Annotated in this window: 15 protein-coding genes, 1 tRNA gene and 2 pseudogenes; 2 read left to right on the top strand and 16 right to left on the bottom strand. The window is 63.9% G+C overall.

Annotation, left to right across the window (positions count from 1 at the left end):
- Nucleotides 1-289: 289 nt before the first annotated feature.
- Complete coding sequence (locus BJ6T_RS20975) at nucleotides 290-595, top strand: hypothetical protein (RefSeq protein ID WP_014494480.1); 306 nt, start codon at nucleotides 290-292, stop codon at nucleotides 593-595.
- A gap of 506 nt (nucleotides 596-1,101) precedes the next feature.
- Here the strand turns inward: BJ6T_RS20975 and BJ6T_RS20970 are convergent.
- Both BJ6T_RS20970 and BJ6T_RS20965 read right to left on the bottom strand, forming a co-directional pair.
- Entirely contained in the window at nucleotides 1,102-2,160 is a 1,059-nt protein-coding gene (locus BJ6T_RS20970; RefSeq protein ID WP_014494479.1) for a phosphotransferase family protein, read from the bottom strand.
- A gap of 148 nt (nucleotides 2,161-2,308) precedes the next feature.
- A complete protein-coding gene (locus tag BJ6T_RS20965; protein WP_014494478.1) occupies nucleotides 2,309-3,544 on the bottom strand; it encodes an acyl-CoA dehydrogenase family protein in 1,236 nt (411 codons plus the stop codon).
- A 209-nt stretch (nucleotides 3,545-3,753) separates the two neighbouring features.
- On the opposite strand from BJ6T_RS20965, the gene BJ6T_RS20960 reads away from it, so the two are divergent.
- On the top strand, nucleotides 3,754-4,416 hold the full coding sequence (locus tag BJ6T_RS20960; protein ID WP_014494477.1) for a TetR/AcrR family transcriptional regulator: 663 nt from the start codon (nucleotides 3,754-3,756) through the stop codon (nucleotides 4,414-4,416).
- Nucleotides 4,417-4,420: 4 nt separating this feature from the next.
- On the opposite strand, the gene BJ6T_RS20955 is transcribed toward BJ6T_RS20960, so the two are convergent.
- The 14 genes and pseudogenes from BJ6T_RS20955 to BJ6T_RS20895 all read right to left on the bottom strand — a co-directional run bounded on the left by BJ6T_RS20955 (nucleotide 4,421) and on the right by BJ6T_RS20895 (nucleotide 17,971).
- Nucleotides 4,421-4,813, bottom strand: coding sequence for a RidA family protein (locus tag BJ6T_RS20955; protein WP_014494476.1), 393 nt, complete (start codon nucleotides 4,811-4,813; stop codon nucleotides 4,421-4,423).
- 180 nt (nucleotides 4,814-4,993) lie between these two features.
- Nucleotides 4,994-5,209 (bottom strand): hypothetical protein, encoded by a 216-nt coding sequence (locus BJ6T_RS20950; protein ID WP_014494475.1) that lies wholly within the window; start codon nucleotides 5,207-5,209, stop codon nucleotides 4,994-4,996.
- Between the two features lie 226 nt (nucleotides 5,210-5,435).
- Complete coding sequence (locus BJ6T_RS20945; protein WP_028169913.1) at nucleotides 5,436-6,665, bottom strand: CaiB/BaiF CoA transferase family protein; 1,230 nt, start codon at nucleotides 6,663-6,665, stop codon at nucleotides 5,436-5,438.
- 177 nt (nucleotides 6,666-6,842) lie between these two features.
- Entirely contained in the window at nucleotides 6,843-8,045 is a 1,203-nt protein-coding gene (locus BJ6T_RS20940; RefSeq protein ID WP_014494473.1) for an MFS transporter, read from the bottom strand.
- A 134-nt stretch (nucleotides 8,046-8,179) separates the two neighbouring features.
- Entirely contained in the window at nucleotides 8,180-9,007 is an 828-nt protein-coding gene (locus BJ6T_RS20935; RefSeq protein WP_014494472.1) for a 3-oxoadipate:acetyl-CoA acetyltransferase, read from the bottom strand.
- A gap of 121 nt (nucleotides 9,008-9,128) precedes the next feature.
- A complete protein-coding gene (locus BJ6T_RS20930; protein ID WP_014494471.1) occupies nucleotides 9,129-10,526 on the bottom strand; it encodes an MFS transporter in 1,398 nt (465 codons plus the stop codon).
- Between the two features lie 361 nt (nucleotides 10,527-10,887).
- On the bottom strand, nucleotides 10,888-11,091 hold the full coding sequence (locus BJ6T_RS20925) for a hypothetical protein (protein WP_014494470.1): 204 nt from the start codon (nucleotides 11,089-11,091) through the stop codon (nucleotides 10,888-10,890).
- Between the two features lie 10 nt (nucleotides 11,092-11,101).
- A pseudogene (locus BJ6T_RS20920) lies at nucleotides 11,102-11,458 on the bottom strand (PQQ-dependent sugar dehydrogenase); the annotation flags it as partial.
- A gap of 15 nt (nucleotides 11,459-11,473) precedes the next feature.
- A pseudogene (locus tag BJ6T_RS49405) lies at nucleotides 11,474-11,578 on the bottom strand (DUF2231 domain-containing protein); the annotation flags it as partial.
- A gap of 315 nt (nucleotides 11,579-11,893) precedes the next feature.
- On the bottom strand, nucleotides 11,894-13,420 hold the full coding sequence (locus BJ6T_RS20915; RefSeq protein WP_240537986.1) for a vWA domain-containing protein: 1,527 nt from the start codon (nucleotides 13,418-13,420) through the stop codon (nucleotides 11,894-11,896).
- 104 nt (nucleotides 13,421-13,524) lie between these two features.
- Complete coding sequence (locus BJ6T_RS48495; RefSeq protein WP_014494467.1) at nucleotides 13,525-13,911, bottom strand: hypothetical protein; 387 nt, start codon at nucleotides 13,909-13,911, stop codon at nucleotides 13,525-13,527.
- A 128-nt stretch (nucleotides 13,912-14,039) separates the two neighbouring features.
- The gene (locus BJ6T_RS20905) at nucleotides 14,040-14,630 is read right to left on the bottom strand and encodes an RNA polymerase sigma factor (RefSeq protein ID WP_014494466.1); all 591 of its coding nucleotides are present in this window, start codon (nucleotides 14,628-14,630) and stop codon (nucleotides 14,040-14,042) included.
- Nucleotides 14,631-15,163: 533 nt separating this feature from the next.
- A tRNA-Gly gene (locus tag BJ6T_RS20900) sits at nucleotides 15,164-15,237 on the bottom strand.
- Between the two features lie 322 nt (nucleotides 15,238-15,559).
- Nucleotides 15,560-17,971 (bottom strand): ATP-binding protein, encoded by a 2,412-nt coding sequence (locus tag BJ6T_RS20895; RefSeq protein ID WP_014494465.1) that lies wholly within the window; start codon nucleotides 17,969-17,971, stop codon nucleotides 15,560-15,562.
- Nucleotides 17,972-17,978: the final 7 nt, after the last annotated feature.

Below are 17,978 nucleotides of genomic sequence, written 5' to 3'. Positions count from 1 at the left end.
GCAAAGCGAAGCGTGCCCACCATTGGTATCAACATAGCGGAGAGATGGTGGGCACAGCGCTTCGCGCTTTTGCCCACCCTACGAGAGCGGCGTAGCCCGCATGAGCGAAGCGACATGCGGGAACGCTTCTCCCGGGTATCGCTGCGCTCACCCGGGCTACGGCATGAAGCGGTGGGCACTGCGCGCGAAGTGCGCGCCTTTGCCCGCCCTACGGGAGGTGATTTGCCCGACAGGCAAGGCTCCCCTCTGCTAGGCTCCAGACTCTCGCCTAACCCGAAGGGAGAACTCCATGAAGGCCATCGCACTGGGCGCATTCGGTGCCGCGCTGCTTGCGTCTGCCGCTCCCGCCGCGCCGCTCAAGGCAACGACGATCGGCTCCGGCGAAGTCTCCGACGTCGACCAGGTCGGTCTGATCTGCAACGAGTATAATGGACGCTGCTGGCGGACCCGGGGACCGCGCTATGTCCTGCGCTACTTTGACGACCCCAGCTACTTCCCCGGCCGGGGCTACAACTACTACGCCGGTCCCGGCTATTACGATCGCGGATACGGCGGCTACTACTACGGACCGAGGTTCAGCATTCGCGCCTGGTAGCAGGCCAATCACCGTCAGAGCGGCGCTCGACGTCAGAGCCTTGGCGTTCGCAGCGGTGCCATCGCGAATCCGGCCGGCGATGCCTTGCGTGATGCCGGCGACGCGGGAGGTCGTAGCCGGCATGAGCGAAGCGAAATGCGGGACCGCTGTCCCGGATATCACTGCGCTCATCCGGGCTACAGACCTTGCTCGAACGACTAGCGAGGATTCCGAGTTCCATCCTCGTCATTGCGAGGAGCTCTTGCGACGGAGCAATCCAGACTGCTGCCGCGGAAAGATTCTGGATTGCTTCGCTTCGCTCGCAATGACGATGGAACGAGCTCGCCTCATCACTGGTGTCATGCCCCGGCTTGACCGGGGCATCCAGTACGCCGCGGCGTCTCGGTTCAAGCGCCAGCGTCTCTGGAATACTGGATTGCCCGCCTTCGCGGGCAATGACACTGAGCATGTAGAAGCGGCGTCGCAACAAACAAAAGGCGCGGCCATCGGCCGCGCCTTTGTCATCCCTAAATCGCGCCCGCCTTCTGCGCGTATTCCCATGAGGCCTTCGACAGCGGCACGGTGCGCTTCGCGGATTCGAGCGCCTTGGCGTTGGCGGCGGTGCCGTCGCGGACGCGGCCGGCGATGCCCTGGGTGATGCCGGCGAGGCGGAACAGGTTGTAAGCAAAATACCAGTTGAGATCGGGCACCGTCATCTTGGTGACGTTGCAATAGATCTGCGCGGCCTCGTCCACGCTCGGGATGTTGAGCGCCTTGAGGTCGGCGCCCTGCAGGCCCGGCATGATCCACTGCATCAGGAGATACGTGAAGTCAGCCATGGGATCGCCAAGCGTCGACAGCTCCCAATCGAGCACGGCCTGCACGCGCGGTTCCGTCGCGTGGAAAATCATGTTGTCGAGGCGATAGTCGCCGTGGACGATCGAGACGCGCGCCTGCTCCGGCACGGTCTTGGGCAGCCATTCGGCGACCTTCTCGAACTCCGGAATGTGCTGGGTCTCGGACGCCCGGTACTGCTTGGTCCAGCGGTCGATCTGCCGCGCAAAGTAGTTGCCGGGCTTGCCGAACTCACCGAGGCCGATCGCGACGGGATCGAACATGTGGAGCCTCGCCAGCGTCTCGATCTTGCTGGTGAAGATCTTGCGGCGATCTTCCGGCGTCTGGCTCGGCAGCGTCGGATCCCAGAACACCCGGCCGTCCTCCATCGACATGATGTAGAAGGCGGCGCCGATGATGCTGTCGTCCTGACACAGCGCGTAGGCGCGCGCGACCGGAAAGCCCTGCTTTCCAAGGGCTGCGATGACGCGATATTCGCGATCGACCGCATGCGCCGACGGCAACAATTTGCCGAACGGCTTGCGGCGCATCACGTAGGAGCGGTTCGGCGTGTTCAGCCGGTAGGTCGGATTGGACTGGCCGCCCTTGAACTGGAGCACGACCAGCGGGCCCTCATAGCCTTCGACGTTGTCGCGCATCCACGCCTCGAGCCGCATCTCGTCGAAGCGATGACGCTCCTCGACCGGCTTGGTGCCCGAGAACTCTTCGTCTTTCCTGACGCCGTCAGCCACGGTGACGCTCCCTCTTCAGTCCTGACCATTTCAGGTCGAGCATGATCCTAATCGGTAACCGCTGACGCACTTGCGTCAAGCGGTCATTCCGAATGCGGATCATGCCCTGTCGTTTCTTCAGATCGGGAGCGCCGCGCGGCCCTCCCTCTTAATGACTGGGAGAGTTGGCATACTTCCGAACTTCAAGCCTGGCAATGGCGCGATTGTGCACCTCGTCCGGACCGTCGGCGAGCCGCAGCGTGCGGATGCCGGCGTAGTCCTTGGCAAGCCCCGCCTCGTCCGAAACGCCCGCGCCGCCAAACGCCTGGATCGCCTCGTCGATGATCTTCAGCGCCATGTTGGGGGCTGCGACCTTGATCATGGCGATCTCGGCCTGCGCGGTCTTGTTGCCGACCTTGTCCATCATGTCGGCGGCCTTGAGGCAGAGCAGACGCGTCATCTCGATGTTGGTGCGGGCCTCGCCAATGCGCTGCTCCCACACGCTGTGCTCGACGATCTTCTTGCCGAAGGCGGTGCGCGACATCAGGCGCTTCACCATCTTCTCCAGCGCCTCCTCGGCCTTGCCGATGGTGCGCATGCAGTGGTGGATGCGGCCGGGACCGAGGCGGCCCTGCGCGATCTCGAAGCCGCGGCCTTCGCCGAGCAGGATGTTCTCCTTGGGCACGCGCACGTTCTCGAGCAGCACCTGGGCGTGGCCGTGCGGCGCATCGTCGAAGCCGAACACCGGCAGCATCTTCTCGACCTTGATGCCGGGCGTGTCGAGCGGAACCAGGATCTGCGACTGCTGCTGGTGCTTGGCCGCCTTGAAATCGGTCTTGCCCATCAGGATCGCGATCTTGCAGCGGGGATCGCCCACGCCGGACGACCACCATTTGCGGCCGTTGATGACGTAATGATCGCCGTCCTTCTCGATGCGGGTCTCGATGTTGGTGGCGTCGGACGAGGCGACCGCCGGTTCCGTCATCAGGAACGCCGAGCGGATCTCGCCGTCCATCAGCGGACGCAGCCATTTGCGCTTCTGCTCCTTGGAGCCGTAGCGCATGAACACTTCCATATTGCCGGTGTCGGGCGCGGAACAGTTGAACACTTCCGAAGCCCAGGAGATGTGACCCATCTGCTCCGACAGCAGCGCGTATTCGAGATTGGTCAATCCCGCGCCACGGAATTCATCGTCCTCATGCTCGTTCGGCGGCATGAACATGTTCCAGAGACCTTCGGCCTTCGCCTTCTTCTTGAGGTCCTCCAGAACCGGGATCACCTTCCAGCGCTCGCCGCTGTGATCCTGCTCATTATAAATCGGCACCGCCGGACGCACGTGCTTGGTCATGAACGACTGCACGCGGTCGAGCCATTCCTTCTGCTTGGGGGACAGATCGAAATCCATGGGACGCTCCTCGGTCTCTCTTTGCAAAGCTGTTTTGCGCTGGACTGTCCTCCCGCCGCACGCAGCCCGCAAGCACGAATGCCCGCGGACGCCTCGGAACCGGTTCGCGCGCTGCGAACCAGTCTCGATTGCGGATTGACTTTCTCCGGCCTTCAAACGATAGTTTCATACAAGTGTTTGAATTGCAACTCCCTCCCTGAGGGGCATCCATGGCCAGCGATCATACGAGGTCTGCCATTCTCGCCGCCGCCGAACGGCTCTATGCCGATCGCGGCTTTGGCGACGTGACGCTGCGCGACATCGTCGCGGAGGCCAACGTCAATCTGGCTGCGGTGAACTATCATTTCGGCTCGAAGGACGAATTGATCGCAGAGCTGTTCGTCTCGCGTTCGATCGCCACCAACCGCGAACGCCTGCGCGAACTGAAGGCTGCGGAAGAGCAAGGCGGTGGCCGCGCGCCGATCGAGGTGATCTTGCGCGCGCTGGTCGGCCCGACCTTGCGCGGCTGCCTGGGTCCGGAAAACCAGCGCTCCACCGCGGCGCGCTTCATGATCCGCGCCTCGATCGAATCCGTGCCGCCGATCCGCCGCATCAAGAATCGCGAGATCGACCATTTGCGGAAATTCGCAAGCGCCATGCGACGGTCCCTGCCCGACCGCAGCGACGTCGATATCTATTGGGGCCTGAACTTCGCGCTCGCCATGGCGCACCACACCATCCGCGAGAGCGAGCGGTTGACGAAGCTGTCGGAAGGCAAATGCGATCTCGACGACGTCGAGGACGTCGTCGCGCGCGTCGTCAGCGTCGCGACGATGGCGCTGACGGCCGGAAAGGCCGAAGCCAAGATGCCGTCAAGGATTGCTGCGCGTTAGCGCCTCACATCATCGCGATGCAGTCGATCTCGACGTCGAAGGGGCCGAACCATTCCGGCGTGCAGACGAAGATGCGCGCCGGCGGATCAATCGGGAAATAGCGCGCATAGACCGCGTTGAAGGCGGCGAAGTGCTTTGTCGAGGTGCAGTAGACGCTGCACTTCATGACGTTGTCGAGCGTCGCGCCGGCCGTCTGAAGGCAGAGCTTCATCTGCTCCATGATGAGCTCGCTCTGGCGCTCGATCGGCACTTCCGCGATCTCGCCCGTCTCGGGGTCGAATGGCGGCAGGCCGGCGACGAAGATCATGTTGCCGGCGCGCGTCACTGGCGAGGTCGGCGCCTTCCAGCGATCGAGGAATGTCGAAATCGGTTCGACGCGGAGTGCTTCGCGTTTCATCGGCGGCCACCTTCGGTTCAAGCGAGACTGGCGCCTTGCTACATTATTCTGCAGCCGGCATGCTTCGCTAAAGCTCGAAGTGTGGTTGCGGGCCTAAAGCGCGATGAGATCGCGCTCTAGGTTTTTTGTTTGAGCATGGTCTTCCCGGAAAACCGCTGCGGCACTTTTCCGGATCATGCTTTACACCCGCTGCGGCATCTCCTCGGCCTCTTCCTTGGCGAGCAGCAGCAGCATCTCGATGCCCATCTCGCCTTCCTGGGGCGAACGGATGAACTTTATCTCGTCGGCGCTTTGCCGCAGCGCGGCGATGATGGCGACAGCCTGATTGGCCGTTGCTGCTTCGGTCGCCAGAATTGCCTTCTGGTCCTTGGCCTGAAACCCGATCGTGTAGGACATGCGTTCCCTCCCGGACTTGCGTCGGGAGGATCGCATCAGAGTCGCGCGCGAAGCGAAAGCCTGTGCGAGTACGGACCGGGTTTGTCTGGGGATTGCGCGCAAGCCTCGCGCAAGGCCGGGCATGGCGCAACCGTCATTCCCAGGCCCGTCAGGATCCCTGCCTCATGCGCGACCAGCTCCGGATTGATCTTCGCCGGCACGCCCCTGGGAGGATCAGGAAGCGAAGCTAGATGATCCCCTGCTGCTTCAGCTGCTCGATCTTGCCGGCATCATAGCCAAGCTTGCCGCCGAGCACCTCCTGGGTGTGCTCGCCGAGCAGCGGCGGGGCGCGGTAATTCTTGATCGGGGTCTCCGAGAGGGTCAGCGCGTTGCGGATCAGCGACAGATCGGGCTCGAACGGATGATCGACCTTCACCCGCATGCCGCGCGACTGGACGTGCGGATCGGAAAACACCTGCTCGAAATTGTTGATCGGCCCCGACGGCACGCCGGCCTCCTCCAGCTTTTCGAGCCAATAGGCCACCGGCTTCTTCAGGAACAGGCCGGCGAAGATCGCCATGATCTCCTTGCCGTGCACGACGCGGTCGTTGTTCTTGACGAAGCGCTTGTCGTTGGCGAGTTCGGGCTCGCCGAGCACGGCGCAGGTGCGCTGGAACTGGCCGTCATTGCCGACCACCAGCATCAGCTCGCCGTCGGTGCAGCGGAACACGCCGGCCGGCATGCCGCCATTGCCCCAGGTGCCGCGGCGCGGCGGCATCTTGCCATTGACGAGGTAGATCTGCAGCCAATGCGACAGCGATGCGATGACGGTGTCGAACAGGCAGACGTCGATGTGCTGTCCCTGCCCGTCATTGGCGTCGCGATGGTAGAGCGCCGAAAGAATCCCGATCGAGGTGTTCATGCCGGTCATGTAGTCGACGATCGACGGCCCGACCTTCATCGGTCCCTCGCCGGGCTCGCCGTCGATATGGCCGGTGACGCTCATCAGGCCGCCCATCGCCTGCAGGATCGCGTCATAGCCGGCGCGCGGGGCGTAGGGGCCGGTCTGACCGAAGCCGGTCACCGAGCAATAGATGATGCCGGGGTTGATCGCCTTGATCGTCTCGTAGTCGAGGCCGTAGCGCTTGAGGTCGCCGACCTTGTAGTTCTCCATGAAGACGTCGACGTCCTTGGCGAGCGCGCGGATGATCGCCTGCCCCTCCGGCTTGGCGATGTTGACCGTGACCGACTTCTTGTTGCGGTTGGCGCAAAGGTAGAACGAGTTGTTGTTGTTGGCCTTGCCCTCGGGGTCGGTCAGATAAGGCGGGCCGAAGGCGCGCGCGTCGTCGCCGGTGCCCGGCCGCTCGATCTTGATCACCTCCGCGCCGAGATCGCCCAGCATCTGGGCTGACAAAGGCCCGGCGAGCACGCGGGTGAGGTCAAGGATCTTGATGCCTGAGAGCGGCAGAGCCGACATGTCGATTTCCTCCGGGAACTGGATCTTGGCGCGGCGCTCGAAGCAGGCCTGCGCTTCCTGCGGATACACTATTTTCGGGCGCTGAGCACTGCACGCTGGGCATACGGCCATCCCCCGCCCCGCAGCTGAGGCAGCCCGCGGCGGCGTATTCCGCGCTGCGAATATTACGTCGACGGTTCAGGTCGCGGCCGCCGCAGCCACCTGCGGCCGCCGGCGGCCAAGCATGACCAGGATCAGCACTGTGGCGCAGGAGAAGACAAAGGTGAGACCGAGCGCACCGCGGCTGCCGAATTGGGTGAGCAGGCCGACAAGGAGCGGCGGCGAGATCGCGGATGCCAGATTGAGCGGCAGCGCGATCATCGACATCGCCTTGGCGAACTCGGCCTGATCGTAGAACACCAGCGGGATCGTCGCGCGCGCCACCGCCATCGCACCGCTGCCGGCGCCATAGAGCAGGATGAAGACCGCAACCGCCCAGGTCGCGCCCTCGCTCGTCATCAGCAGCAGCATTGCCACCGGCAACGCCGTGCCCGCGACGAGCCCGGTCGTGATCCCGTCCCATCGCCCGCCGCCGAGGAAATCCAGCCCACGGGCACTGACCTGGATCACGCCCAGCATCGAACCGAACGCGAGTGCCTGCGCGGGCGCCAGCCCCTCCGCCCGCAGCAATTCGATCATGATGGCGCCGATGCCGAAATTGACGAAGGCATTCATCGTGATCACGCAGACGACGAGACCGAAGGTGCTTCTCGGGATCGCAGGCGGCGCCGCCTTGATCGGGCCACCGCCATCGTCAGTCGCAATTTTTCGGCGCGGAGCCAGGAACGCGTAGAGCGGAAGGTTGATGAGGAGCATCATCGCCGCGTAGACGAGACAGGTCCCGCGCCAGCCGAAATGCCCGCTCAGGAACGACGTGGTCGGCCAGAAGATGCTGCTGGAGAGGCCCGTCACCAGCATGAGCCCGCCGATGGCATTCTTGGCGCCCCGCCCGGCCACTTCGTTGAGCATGATATAGGCGCCGGTCGAGAGCGTGGCGCTGCCGCCCATGCCGAGAATGACCCAACCGATGAAATAGAGCATCGGCTCGCGGGCAAAGGACATGACGACGAAGCCCGGCAGGGTCACGACCGTGCCCACCATCATCACCTTGCGCGCACCGTGGCGTGCAAACGCCCTGGCGAGCCAGGGCGCGCACAGCCCCATGGTGACGTAAAGGACCGAGCTGCCCGCGAACACCGCCGACAGGCTCATGCCGAGATCGGCCGCAAGGTCGCGGCCGATGACGGCCGGAAGGCCGATCGTGCCCCACCCGATGAGTTGGGTGATTGCCAGCACCAGCAGAACCCCGATGAGCCTGCTGTCAGATCTCAAGAACCGCATTCCAAACGTCGCCTGCCCGGCAGGCGCCGATCACGCCTGTGACATCTGTCTTACCCGGAGACTCAGCGCAACGGAACGCCGGCCGCCGAATGGCAGAAGGCGGCCGGGAGCATGTCAGCAGGAGGCAGTAGCTCCTACCCCGCGAGCCCGAGCAGGGATCGCGCCTCGGCCGCGGTCGCGACGCGCCGGCCGTGGCGCGCGACAGCCTCGCCGGCGATGGTCACGAGCTCGGCGTTGCTGGCCGCCAGGCGGGTCTTGTCGATCCTGATATTGTCCTCGAGCCCGGTGCGCACCGCGTCGGCGCCGCGCGCAAGCGCCCAGCCCATGACCTCGGCCTGATGGCGTCCGATCCCGGCCGCCGTCCACGTCGCTTTCGGGATCAGCCGCTTCAGCTCTCCCAGGAGGATGTCGAGGACATGCTCGTCGGCCGGCATCGCGTTCTTGACGCCCATGACGAATTGCACGTGCGGACGCGAGTCCATCAGCCTCGCCTCGATCAGACGCCGCGCACCGTGCAGATGCGACAGATCGAAGATCTCGATTTCCGGGCGGATGCCATTTGTCTTCATGCCGGTCGCGAGAGTCTCGACCAGGGCGGCGCCGTTCTCATAGACGATCGTCGGAAAGTTCACCGAACCTGTCGACAGCGAGGCCATGTCCGGCTTCAGATAAAGCGCTGATCCCCGCGCCGAGGGATCGCGACCACGCCCGCCGGTCGAGAACTGAACGATCATTCCAGGACAATGCTTTTTGATCCCCTCCTGCACCTGCGCGAAACGCGCGGGGTCGGACGACGGCGTCTCGTCATCGTTGCGAACATGGATATGGGCAAGCGTGGCGCCGGCCTCGAAGGCCTTCTGCGTCGACTCGATCTGCTCGGACGGCAGGATCGGCACCGCGGGATTGTCCTTCTTGCGCGGAACGGAGCCGGTGATGGCGACAGCAACAACAACGGGGTTCATCCCTTGACCTCATGATGATCGCGCTCGCGCGCCCAAAAATTCGAATCGGCAATCTCGTAACGCATCGAGCCCTGCCGCTGCAAACATCATCGATCGCAGCGGCAGGCTCCTTGCGTGCCCTTCAGGTCGGAATTGCGGCCGCACCGCTCGCCGCCTCCGCACGCTGCCGCTCATAGTCGGCCCGCGGCATCGGAACGGCCTTCGGATTGCCGAGATCGTCGATACTGACCCGATAGGTCTCGCGGGCCGTGACGGCCGCCAGCGCCGCGATGACAGTGATACCGAAGGCAATCGCCCCCACCGTCAAGGGGATATTGTCCGAGCCGGGAGGCGCCACGGCCGCAAACAGGGCCGGAAGCAACGCGGTGATGGTCGTTCCGATGTTCTGCGAGATCGCCATCGCCGACACCCGGGTGCGGGTCGGAAACAGCTCCGGGTAGAAGCTCGGGAAGATCGCGTTATAGCCCTGGTAGACCACACCCCACATCAGGAGCGACAGCAGGATCGCGAGCGGCACATTCCTGATGCTGATGGCATAGAGATAGCCGAAGGCGAGCAAGCCGGAGAGAAGCGCGCCCACGATGATCGGAGGCCTGCGGCCGACCTTGTCGGAGAGATTGCCGACGAAGGGAATGACGAACACCGCCAGCATGTTTCCGAGCACCGGGATCCACAGATAGATGTCCTTGGCAAAACCGATGCCATAGGCCGGCTGCACCGCGTAGGCCGCACCGAAGATGGTCGCAACGACCGGAATGACGTTCATCAGGGCCATGCAGATGACCCTGAGCATGTCGCGCCAGCTCAGCTTGATGGCCTGGACGATGGGCGCCCGCGGCGTTTCTCCCCGTTCGCCCTCGCGGGCGAACGCAGGGGTCTCGTCGACTTCGCGACGAATGATGTAGCCTGCGACGATGACGAAGAAGCTGAGCAGGAACGGAATCCGCCATCCCCAGCTGTTGAATGCGTCGGTCGGCATATAGGCCGCCAGCGGCAGGAAGACCGCTGCGGCGAGGATTTGTCCGGCCTGCACACCCTGAAGGGCGAAACTGGCATAGAAGCCGCGCCGGCCGAACGGCGCATGCTCCAGGATCATCGAGCTCGCGCCGGAGATTTCACCGGCGACGGCAAATCCCTGCACGAGGCGTAGGATGACGAGCAGGATCGGCGCCAGAATGCCGACCTGCTGATAGGTCGGCAGGATACCCACCGCCATCGTCGAGATGCCCATCAGGAACATGCAGACGATGAGAACGGTCTTGCGGCCATGGGTGTCGCCCCAATGTCCGAGAACGAAGGCCCCGATCGGCCGGGCCACATATCCCACACCATAGGTCGCCAGCGATGCGACGATGGCGACGGTGGGATTTTCCGACGGGAAGAAGATTTGCGGGAAGATCAGCGACGCGGCGGTCGCGTAGATGAAGAAGTCATAGTATTCGAGAGCCGAACCGATCCAGCCGCTCGCAGCGGCCTTCCTGGACTGACTCATGTGACGGATCGTGCGAGTCGTGGTCATCGCAGAAAATTCCTCCACTGGGTTTGCTGACGTCCCGTTGTCGGGCTTCGCTGGAAATTGGGCAGCTTTCTCCGGGCGCTCTGCCGACTTCCGCGAGCGCTTGTCACTGCCGATGGGTATCCGATTGGTTGCGACAATAGGCTTTCGCCGGGCTAACACAATTACCCAGTTATGCGATAAACCTAACATGATGTTATTTTCGCGCGGAGGCGCTCGCCTCCGCCCGGTGGTCACGCGCGCGGACCTGGTCGACATGCCGTCACGGGAAATCAATCACGCGGATTGAAGGTACGCGCGAAATAGCGTGTGTCGTCGATCGCCCGCGGGGTGCAGGCGGCTGAGGTGACGAAGTCAGCCGAAGTTAGCTTCCGAGCGCGGTCTCTCCTGGCTCGCGACCCGGCGCGCTCACATGAACCTCGTGTCCCTCGCGCAACGCCAGGGACGCCGCGGCGACCGCCGACTCGAACGCGGCTTCCTTGGTGGCGTATCTGCTTTTGACGTCGCCATCATGCAGCACGCCCCACTCGTCCTGCACCGGCACGATCGCGTATTGAGCAAGGCCCATCGTCCAACTCCTATCGCTGCGTAACCTGCGGATGGGCTGCCGTCACCCGCCACACGGTGTTGCCGCTGTCGTCGGCGACCAGAAGTGCGCCGGCCTTGTCGATGGCGACGCCGACGGGACGGCCGCGCGCCTGATTGTCACTGTTGAGGAAGCCGGTGACGACGTCTTGCGCCGGGCCACTCGACTTGCCGTCCGCAAGCGGCACGAGCACGACCTTGTAGCCGTTCAGCACCTGCCGGTTCCAGCTGCCGTGCTCGCCGACAAAGGCGCCGCCGCGGTAAGCGGCCGGCAGATTCGTGCTGGTGTTGAAAGCCATCCCGAGCGGCGCGACATGCGAGCTCAGCGCGTAGTCCGGCACGATGGCCTTCATCTCGGCGCTAACGACATAGGCAATGTCGGTCAGCAATGCCCGGATGAAGCACGCGATCGGTATCGGCACCAGCATCGGATGAATCGGATGACCCGCGATTTGCGCGGTGGAGCGCACGCGCACATCTTCTTGCACGGTCGGCCTCGTGTGGCTTTCGCCCTGTCCGACCGGACAACTCTTGCTTGCAGTGAAAGTTCCTACTCTTGCGCAGCCACCGGCGAGGCGGCCCACCAGCCCCCGTCAACTCGAGGGGGTGCGAGCCCCATGCATGTCCTCTTCTATTTTTGTGGCGTCTGGGCCAACCAGTGGCGGCACGAATTTTCCGCCTTGATGGCTTCGCATCGGGGTTGGGACGGCAGGAAGCGGAGGCAACTTTTCCTCCGCTTCCTGTCGATGCCGGAATGGGTGCGCTGGCTTAAACTCGAAAAATGATCACGGTCGCAGCGGCTGCATTGCGCTCGCAGTTTTGGCCGCACGCACCAACTGGAGGAACTCGGAGCGATAGCCGTAAGGATCGTCACCGCGCGCGGCCGAGGCGATACGCAGCACGTCGTCATAGCCGAACCGGCCAGTGTGCTTTCCGCCACGTAGAATCTCGCCGAACGCGGCAACACTGGTTGCAAAGCGGGCATCGAGTGGCGCGTCCTCGAAGCGGCCATGTTCCGATGCGCGATCCACGGGGGTGCGGACCAGCACGCTTTGATCGGATCGCGGCAGCTTGTAGCGGATCTTGACGAAGGCATATTCGGCCGGCGCCGGTGAGTCGCTCGCCGGGGCTTGCGCACCGTATCTGAGATCGTCGACCACGCGAGGCCCGCCGACAGGCACGATGTCGTAGAGCGCGGTCACGGTTTGCCCCGAGCCGACGTCGCCGGCATCGACCTTGTCATTCGAGAAATCGTCGCGATTGAGAAGTCGCGTCTCGTAGCCGATGAGCCGATATTCGGCGACGGTTGCCGGATTGAACTCGACCTGGATCTTCACATCCTTGCCGATCGGAAACAGCGTCGAACTTGCCTCTTCGACCAGCACCTTGCGTGCCTCGTTGATCGTATCGATGTAGGCAGCGACGCCGTTGCCGTTCTGCGCCAGCGTCTGCGCCAGCGCGTCGTTGTAATTGCCGGCACCAACGCCGAGCACGGACAGGAAAATGCCCTTTTCCCGTTGACGCTCGACGAAACCTTTCAATTCATCCTTGTTCGTAATTCCGACATTGAAGTCGCCGTCGGTGGCGAGGATGACACGATTGACGCCGCTGGCGTCAAAGTTCTGCTCTGCAAGCGCATAGGCTTGCCTGATGCCTTCGGCTCCCGCCGTGCTGCCCCCCGCCTCGAGCCGATCGATCGTCGCCAGGATTTTCGCTTTCTCGGACACCGAAGTGGGCTCGAGCGCCGTGCCTGCATTTCCGGCATAGGTCACGATCGCGATGCGGTCCTCGGGTTTCAGCTGGGTGACGAGCATGGCGAGCGACTGCTTCACGAGCGGCAACCGGTTCTGCGGCTCCATCGAGCCCGATGTATCGATCAGGAAAACCAGATTCGCGCGCGGTCGGCTCGTCTGCTGCAGCGCATAGCCCTTGACGCCAATGCGAATGAGCTTGCGGCCTTCCGCCCAGGGGTTCGGAAACACGGCAACGTCGGCCCGGAACGGTTCGCTCGCCGATGCCGGGGCTTCATAGGCATAGGGAAAGTAATTGATCAGCTCCTCGGTCCGAACGGACGCGGCCGGCGGCAGGACATTGCGGTTGAGCTGTGCGCGGACGAACGCGTACGATGCCGTGTCGACATCAATGGAGAATGTCGAGACGGGCGCATCGCGCGCGACCTTGAAGGCGTTTTCCGGCGCATTCGCAAACTTGTCGCGGCCGACAGGCTCGGACGCAGCAGGAACACGCTCGCGCTGGTCCCGAAAGACTTCGACCTGCGACAGCAGCAGAGCGGACGGCGCGCGCGAGAGCATGTGATCGTTCCGGCCTCTCAGGGCGTACTTTTCTGACGGTGCCCCCTGCATGGGAGCCCTCGACGCCGTCGCGGGAGGCGCCTTCGGAGCGTCCCGGCTGGCAATCAGATTTTCCACGCGCGGCTTGGCGGGAGGCGGCGCCGCCGCAACCGAAGGCGCGGCGGCTTCCTGGCCGGGCTTTCCGGCCTGAGTGGGGGTTGGATTTGCGTTTGCGGCTGGGGCAGGCTTTCCTTCTGGCTTTCGCTTTCCTTCTTTGCTTGCACTGTCGAAGGAGCTTGAGCGACGTCGTTGCTCGCCATCTTCTGTTCGACGGGTGCAGCGACGTCCTGCGACTGCGGCGACTGCATGAGATGGAGATAGGCGCCCGATCCGGCAACAATGCAGGCCAGGCTAGCGGCCAGGAGATATCGCGTACGCTTCATCACAAACCTCTCGCGTGACGGCCGCAAGGGCGCGGCGGTTCGCTCGATGAGACGGATGTCGGTCGGCATTCCTTGGCTGTCGTCGGCGTTTTTTCCTCGGCGCTTTTTGATCGAAGCGAAGCAGCGCCTCTTGCACAGCCGAGGCACGCGCGTCCGGCGCAGGCGGCGGAGGGTCGGGCAAACGCATGATGTTGTGATCAGTACTCATCGCCAATGTCCTTCGCGAGACCCGCCTGTCGCCTCACCTCGTGCATGCGGCCGGAGATGGTCGACTCGGAGACGCCGAGCGCCGTGGCCGCCTCCGCGTGCGTCATGCCTTCGCCGACCACAAGCACGACCGTCTCCCGCAGCAGCGGCGAAAGCCGCGCCAGTTCGGTCGCGAGCCAGCTGCGACGAAAGAGATCCCGGCCGTCTGGCGGCGCCGCCATTTCGGCAAGAACGGCGAGATGGCCTTTGAGCCGCGTCAACGTCGAATGACGCCGATGGTGGTCATGGCAGGCATTGCGCACGATACCGACCAGCCAGGTTGTGAACTTCGCCTCACCCCTGAAAGAAGCGATCCGTTCCACCAGCGCGCAGCAGACATCCTGGCAAATGTCCTGCGCGTCAGTCTGGGAGCCGGTCATGCGCCACGCAACGCGGTGCATGAGGTCGTAGTGACGCCGCAACAAGGCTTCGAATGCAGCACGGTTGCCCTGCGTGGCCAGACTGACGAGGTCGTCATCCGTGGCGCTGCCATGCGGCGGCTCAGTCGCCTCTGCGGTCACAAGCTGAATGGCGCCCCCCATGCCCTTTCCTCAAGGCCGACAGGATTGAGCAAAACAATTGGGACCGTTACCCGGTCCCCCGGCCAGTCCCGTCCTGGACCGCGACCGCATGCGCTTTACCATAGTCGTTCCACCCATGAGCCGGGACGCCGGGAGGAGATTTTCCGGGCATTCACGAATTGAGACGAACGAGACGCCGGAATCCTTGGCCCAGGTTTGAAAAAATTTCCGGACGGCGCAACACCCAAGGCCTTACAGCGCCCTGTGGCGGCGGCAACGCAAGCATCGTGGCGGCGAACACGATCCGGGCAACCATGCCCAGAATATTCAGGCGGGTCGGCGTGACCCTTCAGCCGGTCGCACACCGGAAGGCCGAGGGGGTCGCCAACCGGGATTCTGACTGGTTGCCTTTCGCGGTTCCTATCCAGCGTGGGGAATACGAAAGCTATCAAGAGAGGCGCGAAACAGTCGATCGGAAGCGAGCATCAGAACGTGTAAAGCCGCCGATTTGTCAGAATGAAATCTGACCCCTCTCGCAAAATCTTCGAAAAATTTGGAGCGGGTGAAGGGAATCGAACCCTCGTATTCAGCTTGGAAGGCTGCTGCTCTACCATTGAGCTACACCCGCATCACTGGCTCCCTAACACGACCCGGCGGCAGTCTCAACTGCTCCGGGCCGGTCTTTCCCGTGTTGCGGACAGACCAGTTCCCGCCCCCGGGGCGCCCCTTAACGGGGGCTGGAATTCGTCCTATATTCTGAGTCCCGAAACCAACGAAAGGAGGTGATCCAGTGTCTTATCTCAAGCGCTGTCACCTCGCTGGGATCGCCCGCTAGGCTTTGACGAAAGGCCTGGCATCGGGGCGCTCTCAGCCCTGGACCAGCGAGCAAGAAATCGGGCGCGACGGGGCTTCCCCGCCGCGCCTTTTTCGTGGGTGGGCGCGGGGGCCGCTCAGGCCGGCGGCTCGCCCGCAAGCGTCTCGCGAATCTTCTGGGACAGCTCCGACTTCCGGTATGGCTTCTGGAGCAGCGCCACGCCGGGATCGAGATGTCCCTCGTGGATGATGGTGTCGTCGGTGTAGCCGGAGGTGTAGAGCACCCTCACCCCAGGGCGGCGGAGTCGGACGGCTTCGGCCAATTCCCGGCCGTTCATGCCGCCGGGCATGATGATGTCGGTGAACAGGAGATCGAATCTCGCGCCCTGGTCGACCAGCGTGAGCGCGGTCGCGCCGTCGGCGGCAACAAGCGTGCGATAGCCGAGGCTGCCGAGCTGGGCGATGACATAGCCCTGCACCAGCGGATCGTCCTCGACCACGAGAATCGTCTCGCGCCCGCGTGTCGCCGCCTGGGCCTGCACCGGCCCCATTCTGTTGGAAGCCTCCCCCTCCGATCGTGGCAGGAACAACCGCACCACAGTGCCACGGCCCTCCTCGCTCTCGATGGCGACGGTGCCGCCGGTCTGACGGGCAAAGCCGTAGACCATGCTGAGACCGAGCCCGGTGCCGCGACCGACGCCCTTGGTGGTGAAGAACGGCTCGAATACGCGGTCGCGGATCTCCGCTGGGATGCCGTGGCCGGCGTCGGTCACCGCGATCATCACGAAGGCACCGCGTGTGACATCGCCGTCATCGGCACTGCCGGTGCCGTCAAATTCCCGGTTCGCGGTCTCGAGCACGAGCTTGCCCCCGCCCGGCATCGCGTCGCGCGCATTGACGGCGAGATTGACGATCGCGGACGAGAGCTGCGACGGATCGGCCATCGCGGACCATGCGTCGTCGGCAAGCCGGGTCACGATCTCGATATGCTCGCCCAGGATCGGCTTCAACAGTTTCGCCGTCTCGACCACGAGGCCGTTGACGTCGATCTCGCGCGGCTCCAGCGGCTGCCGGCGCGCGAAGGTCAGGAGCTGCGAGGTGATCTCCGCGCCGCGCGAGGCCGCATCGTCGATGAGCTGCGCGATCGCGGCAAGCTCGGGCTTGTCCGCAAGCCCCTCGTGGATGATCTCGATGGTGCCGGTGATGACCGTGAGCACGTTGTTGAAATCATGCGCGACGCCGCCGGTGAGCTGGCCGATCGCGTCCATCTTCTGGGATTGGCGCAACCGCTCCTCGGTCTCGTGTTGCCCAGTGAGGTCGGTGGCCGAACCGCGATAGCCCATGAAACGGCCGTCGGCGGCGAAGATCGGCTGACCATTGACGCTGAAATGGCGCACGCGTCCGACGACATCGCGGCCGCGATACTCGAACTTCCGGAACGGCTCGTGACGGTCAAGCGTCGCCATGTGCTCGCGCCACTTCTGCGGCTCGGCATCGCGGTCGAAGGCGGCATCGCACCGGCGCTTGCCAATCAGGGCCTTGCGGTCCATGCCAAAGGCGCCGGCCCGGTCCGATATGTAGGTGAACACGTGATCCGGTCCGGTCTCCCAGAACCAGTCGGACGCGGTCTCGGCGTAGTCGCGGAAGCGCTGCTCGCTCGCGCGCGCGTCCTCTTCGGCACGCCGGCGGATCTTCAGATCGCGCTCGAGATTCGCGTTCGCATCGCGAAGCTCATCGTAGGCGCGTTCGAGCTTCGCACACATGGCGTTGAAGGCGTCGATCACCTTGTCCAGCTCGTCGGCATCGTAGGGTCGGCGCCGCTCCAGGTGCAAGGGCGGAGGCGGTCGTGCAACGCTGTACTTGCTGACGAACTCGGCGATGGCGACGAGGTGCCGCGTCACAAGAAGATGGACCATGTAGATGATAAACAAGGACACCAGGAACGTCTTTGCCGCCTGGCTTGCCAGAATGACCAGAGCCCGGTTCAGCAATTGCCGGTAGACGTCACTAAGCGTGGCCTCGACGTGGAGCTGGCCTATGGGACGCGACGCCCCCTGCGCGGTGTAGTTCAGCGGATAGTCCCGGGTCACGACCGAGCGAGTGCTTCGCTCCCCGACCGAGACACGGATGGGATTGGGGCGATCGGCGATCTCGTGGACCTCGGCAGCACGGATGTCGGGCAGCCGCAGGATACCGTCAAGCTGGAGCCTGAGCTGGTTCTGGTCGAGATTCCACAGGCTCTCGCCGAGGCTGTCCGTGTAGCTGCGTCCGATCTCGTCGAGCCGCGTCTCGATGACGCCGACCTCGCGATCGTAATCCAGGTAGAGTTGAAGCGCGGTCAGCGTGAGCGTTACGATCGAGGAGAACAGCAGCACGGCGGCAAGCAGGCGGGGCCCGACGCCGCTGCGCGACCAATGTAAGATCCGCGACAGCAGCGCTCCGATCATCGCTGGCGCAAATGCAGCGCCGATCCCCACATCCTGCTTCGCGGCCGCCGGGGGACCGGCGCGGCTGTTGCGCTTGGAGTCCTCGTCGCCTGCGTTGCCCATGCACCAC

The organism is Bradyrhizobium japonicum USDA 6 (genome assembly GCF_000284375.1).
Classification (GTDB): Bacteria; Pseudomonadota; Alphaproteobacteria; order Rhizobiales; family Xanthobacteraceae; genus Bradyrhizobium; species Bradyrhizobium japonicum.
Note: the sequence above shows the minus strand (reverse complement) of the source record. Positions and strands in the feature narration are given on the sequence as shown.